8 protein-coding genes and 1 riboswitch are annotated in these 7,159 nt (G+C 61.8%); of the genes, 4 read left to right on the top strand and 4 right to left on the bottom strand.

Going from position 1 to position 7,159, the window contains the following annotated elements:
* Positions 1–144 precede the first annotated feature (144 nt).
* The 3 genes from ACODSD_RS17725 (at position 145) to ACODSD_RS17715 (ending at position 2,315) form a co-directional block, all read left to right on the top strand.
* On the top strand, positions 145–993 hold the full coding sequence (locus ACODSD_RS17725; RefSeq protein ID WP_488877943.1) for a DMT family transporter: 849 nt from the start codon (positions 145–147) through the stop codon (positions 991–993).
* Positions 994–1,067: 74 nt separating this feature from the next.
* Complete coding sequence (gene mscL / locus ACODSD_RS17720; protein WP_107798407.1) at positions 1,068–1,523, top strand: large conductance mechanosensitive channel protein MscL; 456 nt, start codon at positions 1,068–1,070, stop codon at positions 1,521–1,523.
* Positions 1,524–1,561: 38 nt separating this feature from the next.
* A riboswitch (yybP-ykoY riboswitch) is annotated at positions 1,562–1,745 on the top strand.
* Entirely contained in the window at positions 1,746–2,315 is a 570-nt protein-coding gene (locus ACODSD_RS17715) for a TMEM165/GDT1 family protein (protein WP_488877942.1), read from the top strand.
* Positions 2,316–2,380: 65 nt separating this feature from the next.
* Here the strand turns inward: ACODSD_RS17715 and ACODSD_RS17710 are convergent, their stop codons facing one another.
* From ACODSD_RS17710 to ACODSD_RS17700, 3 genes are all read right to left on the bottom strand, one after another.
* The gene (locus ACODSD_RS17710) at positions 2,381–4,201 is read right to left on the bottom strand and encodes a methyl-accepting chemotaxis protein (protein WP_488877941.1); all 1,821 of its coding nucleotides are present in this window, start codon (positions 4,199–4,201) and stop codon (positions 2,381–2,383) included.
* 199 nt (positions 4,202–4,400) lie between these two features.
* Positions 4,401–4,982: a methyltransferase domain-containing protein gene (locus tag ACODSD_RS17705; RefSeq protein ID WP_488877940.1), complete on the bottom strand. Its 582-nt coding sequence runs from the start codon at positions 4,980–4,982 to the stop codon at positions 4,401–4,403.
* Between the two features lie 33 nt (positions 4,983–5,015).
* On the bottom strand, positions 5,016–5,405 hold the full coding sequence (locus tag ACODSD_RS17700; protein WP_107798403.1) for a DUF1289 domain-containing protein: 390 nt from the start codon (positions 5,403–5,405) through the stop codon (positions 5,016–5,018).
* Between the two features lie 95 nt (positions 5,406–5,500).
* Between ACODSD_RS17700 and ACODSD_RS17695 the strand changes: the two genes are divergently transcribed.
* Positions 5,501–5,752: a hypothetical protein gene (locus ACODSD_RS17695; protein WP_107798402.1), complete on the top strand. Its 252-nt coding sequence runs from the start codon at positions 5,501–5,503 to the stop codon at positions 5,750–5,752.
* A 55-nt stretch (positions 5,753–5,807) separates the two neighbouring features.
* Here the strand turns inward: ACODSD_RS17695 and ACODSD_RS17690 are convergent, their stop codons facing one another.
* Positions 5,808–7,097 (bottom strand): NAD(P)/FAD-dependent oxidoreductase, encoded by a 1,290-nt coding sequence (locus tag ACODSD_RS17690; RefSeq protein WP_235089679.1) that lies wholly within the window; start codon positions 7,095–7,097, stop codon positions 5,808–5,810.
* Between the last annotated feature and the right edge of the window lie 62 nt (positions 7,098–7,159).

Genomic DNA, 7,159 nt, shown 5'->3' with positions numbered 1-7,159 from the left:
GAGCGACGGACTGTTAATCCGCAGGTCGCAGGTTCGAGCCCTGCTCGGGGAGCCAAAATTTCAAAAGCCACAATCTCCGGATTGTGGCTTTTTCCATTTTCGCTTCCGTTTTACAATCGGCCCACCCTCCCCATTGGAATAATAATGATTCCCAGACCGATTGCCTTTGCCGGGGGCGCCATCCTGCTCTGGGCCTCTCTGGCCGCGCTTGGCGCTCAAACACGCTCGCTTCCCCCTTTCTTCGTCGTTGGCGTCTGTCTGCTGATCGGCAGCCTGCTCAGCCTGCGCCATTACCGCGACTGGAAAGTCCCGATGCCCACCCTGCTGGTGGGGATCTACGGCTTGTTCGGATATCACTTCCTGCTGTTCTTCGCGTTTCGGCACGCGCCGGCGATGGAAGCCAATCTGCTGAATTACCTGTGGCCGCTGCTGATCGTCATGCTCTCCCCCATCCTGGTGCCGGGCACCGTGCTGCATGGCCGCCACATCCTGGCCGGCGCGCTGGGCTTCAGCGGCGCGGCGCTGATTGTCAGCGGGGGCAAGCTCGCCTTGTCCAGCAGCCATCTCGCCGGCTATCTGCTCGCCATCGGCGCCGCCGTGGTGTGGTCCACCTTCAGCCTGCTGACCCGCAGACTGCCCAGCTTTCCCAATAGCGCGGTGGGCGGCTTCTGCCTGCTGTCCGGCCTGCTCTCCTTGCTGTGTCACGCCCTGTTCGAACCCAGCGTCGCCCCCAGCGCCGGCCAATGGCTGACCCTGATCCTGCTCGGCATCGGGCCGATGGGCGGCGCCTTCTTTCTATGGGACCGCGCGCTGAAGGAAGGCGACCCCAGGCAGATAGGCTCCCTGTCCTACGCCACGCCGCTGCTGTCCACCTTGCTGCTGATAGGCAGCGGCCAGGGTCAATTGAACGCCGTCGCTCTGACCGCCATCGTGCTCATTCTTGGCGGCGCCTTGCTTGGCAGCCTGCCCGTCCGCTCACGCTCAGCCGCCTGATAGAAAGACCCGCGGTGGAGCGACGGCGGCCGAATGTCCTATAATGCTTAACGCTATTTAAACAGAGGCCAACCATGTCCATTATTAAAGAATTCAAAGAATTTGCCATGAAAGGCAATGTCATCGATCTGGCGGTCGGCGTCGTCATCGGCGGCGCTTTCGGCGCCATCGTCAAATCGCTGGTCGACGATGTGATCATGCCCCCAATCGGCCTGTTGATCGGCAACGTCGATTTCTCCAATATGTTCTTCGTGCTAAAAGAAGGCAGCAAACAGCTTGGGCCTTATGTGTCCGTGGCCGCGGCCAAACAGGCCGGCGCCGTCACGCTGAATATCGGTCTGTTCATCAATGCCATGGTCAGCTTCACCATCGTGGCTTTCGCCATCTTCATGCTGGTCAAGGCCATCAATCGGCTGAAGCGCGAAGAACCGGCCGCCGCGCCGGCCCCCGCCACCAAGGAATGCCCGTTCTGCGTGTCCAGCATTCCGGAAAAAGCTTCTCGATGCCCGCAGTGCACGTCTCAACTCTAAGAGCGGAGATTGCCCCGCTACGCCAACTGATTTAGAATCGGCTGGTTCTGGGGGAGTAGCCTCGGCGCGGTTTTCAGCGCCGGCATGCGTCAACAGGCTTGGCCATCACGGCCATGGCGCATGCGACGAAAACTTCCGTTTGGCAAGACCCATGACATGTCTGCGCAACGCGGGGCTGCGGCGCGGGCTTGTCATGGCGTATGCGCAGCCCCCGGAGTTTTCATGGAAGCCTTCCTTATTTCCACCGGCATCGTCGCTTTGGCTGAAATCGGCGACAAAACCCAATTGCTCGCCCTGATGCTGGCCGGCCGCTACCGCAAACCCACGCCCATCGTTCTGGGCATCTTCGTCGCCACCTTGCTCAATCATTTCGCCGCCGCCGCGGTGGGTCACTGGCTGATGAGCAAGATAGGACCGGACTTCATGCGTTGGGGCTTGGGTCTTTCCTTTCTCGCCATGGCGGGCTGGATGCTGATTCCGGACAAGCTGGATGAAGACAGCCGGCTCATGGAGCGCTTCGGCGTGTTCGGCACCACCTGTATCGCTTTCTTTATCGCGGAAATGGGCGACAAGACGCAGCTGGCCACCGTCGCGCTGTCCGCGCGCTTTCCCGAGGCCTTGCTGTTGGTGGTGGCCGGCACGACGCTGGGCATGATGCTGGCCAATGTGCCCGCGGTGCTCTTGGGCGAGGTGGCCGCGAAGAAGCTGCCGCAAAAGCTGGTGCACACCGTTGCCGCGCTCTTGTTCGCCGGCCTGGGCATTATCACCCTGCTAAGCCCGTTGCAGATCTGAGGCGACGCTCAAAACAAAACGGAGGCCGCGGCCTCCGTTTTGCTTTCCTGCCGACCTGCGCCGCTTCAAGTCCGAGCGGCTCCGCGCCCAAGCGCCTCCAACAGCTGCTCCGGGTTGAAGCCCAGGCGGAAGCCGCCCCAATGCTTGCCGGACAACATGATGGGCAGCACCACTTCCGACAGCACCTCTCCGGTGTCGCGGGTATACGTCTGCAGCAGGAAGGATTGCGTGCTGCGCGCGGCCCGCAAACCGGCGGCATCGGCGAACTTGCGCTTGTCGCGGCTGTTGATCAGGTCCTTGGCCGCATCTCCGCTCAAGGGCTGGCTATACCAGCTATTGTGGGTCGGCGCGTAGCCGTTGGTGTCCACCGCCAGGCAGAACACGCCGCCGGGCACGGACTTGGCGGCGCGGTCGTACACCGGCTGCATCAGTTTTTCCAGCTTGGCGTCGTACTGAGTGCGGAACTTGGCCGGCTTGGCGCCGGCGATGGGCTGGTAGTTCTGATCGAACAGCGCCACGCCCGCGGCCAGTTGCGCGGCCATCATGGTTTGCAATTCATCCCGCGCCTCGCGGGCCGTTTGCATGATCTGGTCGAACTCGCCCTCGCCCAGAATGAAGCGCGCCACCAGTTGCTGCACCTGCTCCGCCGCACCGGATAATTTGGTGGCCGAGTCTTCGGTATGGTTCAGACGGTCCGTCACCTGATGGCCCAGTTCGTGGATTTCCGCCACATGCAGATTGACCTGGCCATTGGAGGCGACGAACTCCGACATGGTGGCGGCGATCTGGCTGAGACTGCTCGCCGTGGTTTCGAAGTCTCCCATCATCTTGCTGAAATGGTCGGACGCCTTGGAGACGATCTCCCGCGCCGACTTGGTGTCCTCTGTGATCTGCGCGGTTTCCACCTGGGTTTCCGACACCAGCCCCAACATGCCGTCGATATTATGCGAAATCTCGTCGGTGGCCTTTTTAACCCGCTCGGCCAGTTTGCGCACCTCATCGGCCACCACGGCGAAACCGCGTCCGCTCTCGCCGGCCCGCGCCGCCTCTATCGCGGCGTTCAAGGCCAGCAGATTGGTCTGGTCCGACACGTCCTTGATCAGATCGACAATGGTCTTGATGCTGGAGGAGCGCTGACTCAGATCATCCACCGTGTGATTGAAATGCCCCACTTTCTGGTTGATGCCGTAGATGCTCTCCGCCACGGACTTGAGTTCGGCGTAGGATTCCCGCGCCACATCCAGATTGGCCAGCGTGGTGGACGAGATCGCCTGGGTTTGCTCGGTAACCTGGCCCACGCCCTCGGTGCTCTGATCGCTGGCGGCCCGGACCTGCGTCGCCAGCTGATCCTGCTTGCGCGCGCCCTCCAGCGATTCGACCACGTTCTTGCGGGTGCGCGCCGAATCCATCGCGATCCGCACCGTCATCAGCCGCACATTGCTGATGATCTCGCGCATTTTCAGCAGGAAACGGTTATACGACAGCGACAATTCGCGGATTTCGTCATGGGTGATGGTGGGAATGTCTCTGGACAAATCCCCCTCGCCGGCGCCGATTTCATTGAAAATCCGGATAATCATTTTCAGCGGTCTGACGATGAGAAAGCGTAGATACCAGACCATGAAGGCGATGAAAGCGACGCTGACCACCCACAGCGCCATCGTCCAAAACAGCGCGCCGTCGATGCTGGACTCGATGCCGGCCAACACCTGGGGCGAAGCGACTTGCCCTTTCAGCGAACTCCGTATGTTTTCCAGCACATAATAAACATAAGCCACCATGCCCAGCTGAAACACGCTGATGAAAAAGAAACTGCACAATTTCTTGGTCAACGTATCCCAGAAAGTCTTTTCCACCAGGGTATACACGCGCCAGAACCACTGCATGACTTCTCCTCTTGCTCCGCAATCCCGTTCAGCGGCTGGTGCCGGCCCCGCGCCCTCCGGCGCTTCGGGCCCGCCCGTCGCTGTTATCTAGAATTATTGTTGTTTATTGACTTCAGTCAGCCATGCTAAGCGATAGCGGCCTTGTTTTTGGAATAGTTGGCTGACTATTGATTATCATCAAATAGGCCATGTCAATGTATTACAAATCCCCGTTTCCGTGTTGCCTTCTCCACACCATCCAGCACTCCCGACCGCCAAACACCGGCACGCCCTCCGCCTGCGGCGCGCAACTCTCCAACACGAAAGCCGGCTCCAGCAAAGCGCTCAAGGCCGACATGCCCAAGCCGAACGGCGGGCCCCGCGGCGTGTCCGCGATAAAGAACACTCCAAGCAGCGCGCCGCCGGGGCGCAACAAGCGCGCCATCTTTTCCGCATAGCGGGCATGCAGGCGGGGCGGCAACGCGCAGAGAAAGGCCCGCTCGAACACCATGTCGAAAGACGGCGTTTCCTCAACGGCGAAAAAGTCCGCCTGCCGAATATGGGCGGCCGCCTGCGGCCACTGCGCGCGAGCGATCTCCACCGCCTGCGCGCTGAAATCGACGGCCAGCACCTGATGGCCGCAGTCCAGCAACAGAGGCAAGTCTCCGGCGCTGCCGCAGCCGGGCAGCAAGATTCGACTGGCAGGCTGAGCTTGGAAAAACGCCAGGGCCTCCGGACTCAGCCGCGCGCCCTCCCAAGGCGTCACGCCGTCGCGATAACGCACATCCCAAAACTCGGTCAAAGAACTGTCCTGCGCCATCGCCTTCCCCTCGTTCTATTCAACGCCCGCCTGCTCGCGCAAAAAGGCGGCCACCTGCGCCGGACTCCAGCCGGCGCAATCGCGCTGACACGCCGGCTCTCCCGCCCGCAGCCAGCGCAGGCAGTTCCCCTCCATGCGGAACCACAAGGGCAGGCAGGGCACGCTCATCCACTCGCCCCCGTCCTCGCCCTGATGAAGCTCCGGCAGGCAGGAGAACACCGCGGCGATCTTCAATCCGCGCTGACGCAGCGGCAGCTGCAACCACACCCGCTCCCGCTCCTCCGCGTCCATGAAGCACCACTGCGAGATCTCGTCGAAGCTGCGCGCGCAGCCGCGGCAGATATCGTCGCCCACCGCGGTGGAACACACGGCGATGCAAGGCGAATCAGGGCGCTCCGTCGTCATGCCCCGGCCCTTGAAACAATAATGTCATATTTCTTGACGCGCCAAACTAAAGTGTCAGATAAATGAATAGTCATAAAAATAAAATATCCGCTGTCATGACCCGCAATGAAACCTTGATTTTCCGCACCTTACGCCTGCTGCAGACCATGCACATCCAGTATCTGGACGAACACAAACTGTTTCAGGCGCTCTCGCGCGAATCCGGCGGCGAATACAGCGCGGCCGACGTTCACGAGCACCTAGTCTACATGCAGCAAAACGGCTTGCTCAAACCCGTCCGCACCGCGGACAACCATACCGCCTACGCGCTGGATTGGGGCGGCTACGATTATCTGGACCCCACCTGAAAAATAAAAAGGCAGCGCGAAGGCTGCCCAGGGTCCGCGGCACGGCGACGCCCGCTTATAAATAATCCCGCATCCGGAAATAAGCCATGCCCAGCACCAAGGCCGGCGTGCGCAGCCATTTGCCGCCGGGGAAGGGATTATGACGAATCTTGGCGAACAGGTCGAAGCGCGAAGCGTCTCCGGCCACCGCCTCCGCCACCACTTTGCCGGCCAGGCCGGTGATGTTGACGCCGTGCCCGGAAAAGCCTTGCAGATAATAGACATTGCCGTCCAAACGGCCAAAGTCAGGGGCGCGGTTCACCGTGATGTCGCAAAAACCGCCCCAGGCATAGTCGATCTTGACGTCGGCCAGTTGCGGAAACACCCGCAGCATATCGCTGCGCATGCCGTCGGCCAAATGGGCTGGCTCGCGTCCGGAGTAACTGACCTTGCCGCCGAACAATAAGCGGTGGTCGGCGGACAGACGATAGTAATCCAGCACGAAATTGGTGTCGCACACCGCCATATCGTTGGCGATCAAGGCCTCGGCCCGCTCCTTCCCCAAGGGCTCGGTGGCGATCACATAAGTGCCGGCCGGCATGATACGCCGTTCCAGCTCAGGCACCAGCGCGCCGATGTAGGAATTGCAGGCCAACACCAGCTGGTCGCAATTGACCACGCCCCGCTCCGTCGCCACTTGCGGCCGCGCCCCCCGCTTCAGACGCAGCGCCGGGCTTTGCTCGTAAATGGCCACCCCCGCCTCGCGCGCGGCGCGGGCCAGGCCCAGCGTGTAGTTCAATGGGTGCAGATGGCCGGAGCGCGGGTCGTACAGCCCGCCCTGGTAGCGATCGCTGGCCAGCCGGGTCCTGAGTTCGTCCCGGTCCCACAGCTGCATGCCGCCATAGTCATAGGCCTGCGCCGCCTCTCGCTGCCAGTCCTCCAACTCCTGCATATGCCGCGGCTTGACCGCCACGCTGACATAGCCGCGCCGCCAATCGCAATCGATGCCGTGCCGGTTCACCCGTTGTTCGATGATGTCCACCGCCTCCACCGACATGTCCCACATCTGCTTGGCCAGGCTGTCGCCCAATTGCGCGCGCAGCGTGTCGACGCCGCAAGCGAATCCGGAAATCACCTGTCCGCCGTTGCGCCCCGAGGCGCCGAAGCCGATTTGCGCCCCCTCCAGCAGCGCCACGGAGAATCCGCGCTCGCGCAGATTCAGCGCCGCCGACAAGCCCGCCAGCCCGCCGCCCACCACGCAGACATCGCAGTCGACGACGCCTTCCAGCGCCGCCCCGGGCTCCCAGGGCAGAGCGGTGGCGGCGTAATAGGATGGAGCGTGAGCCTGATGGGCAAAGCTAAGCATGAAGACCTCTCAATGAAAACAGGAATGGCGGCCAAAGCCGGGCGGACCAAACGCCTCGGGAA

The organism is Chromobacterium sp. FG22 (genome assembly GCF_057809415.1).
The sequence above is the reverse complement of the archived record's forward strand: the minus strand, read 5'-3'. Positions and strand labels throughout refer to the sequence as shown.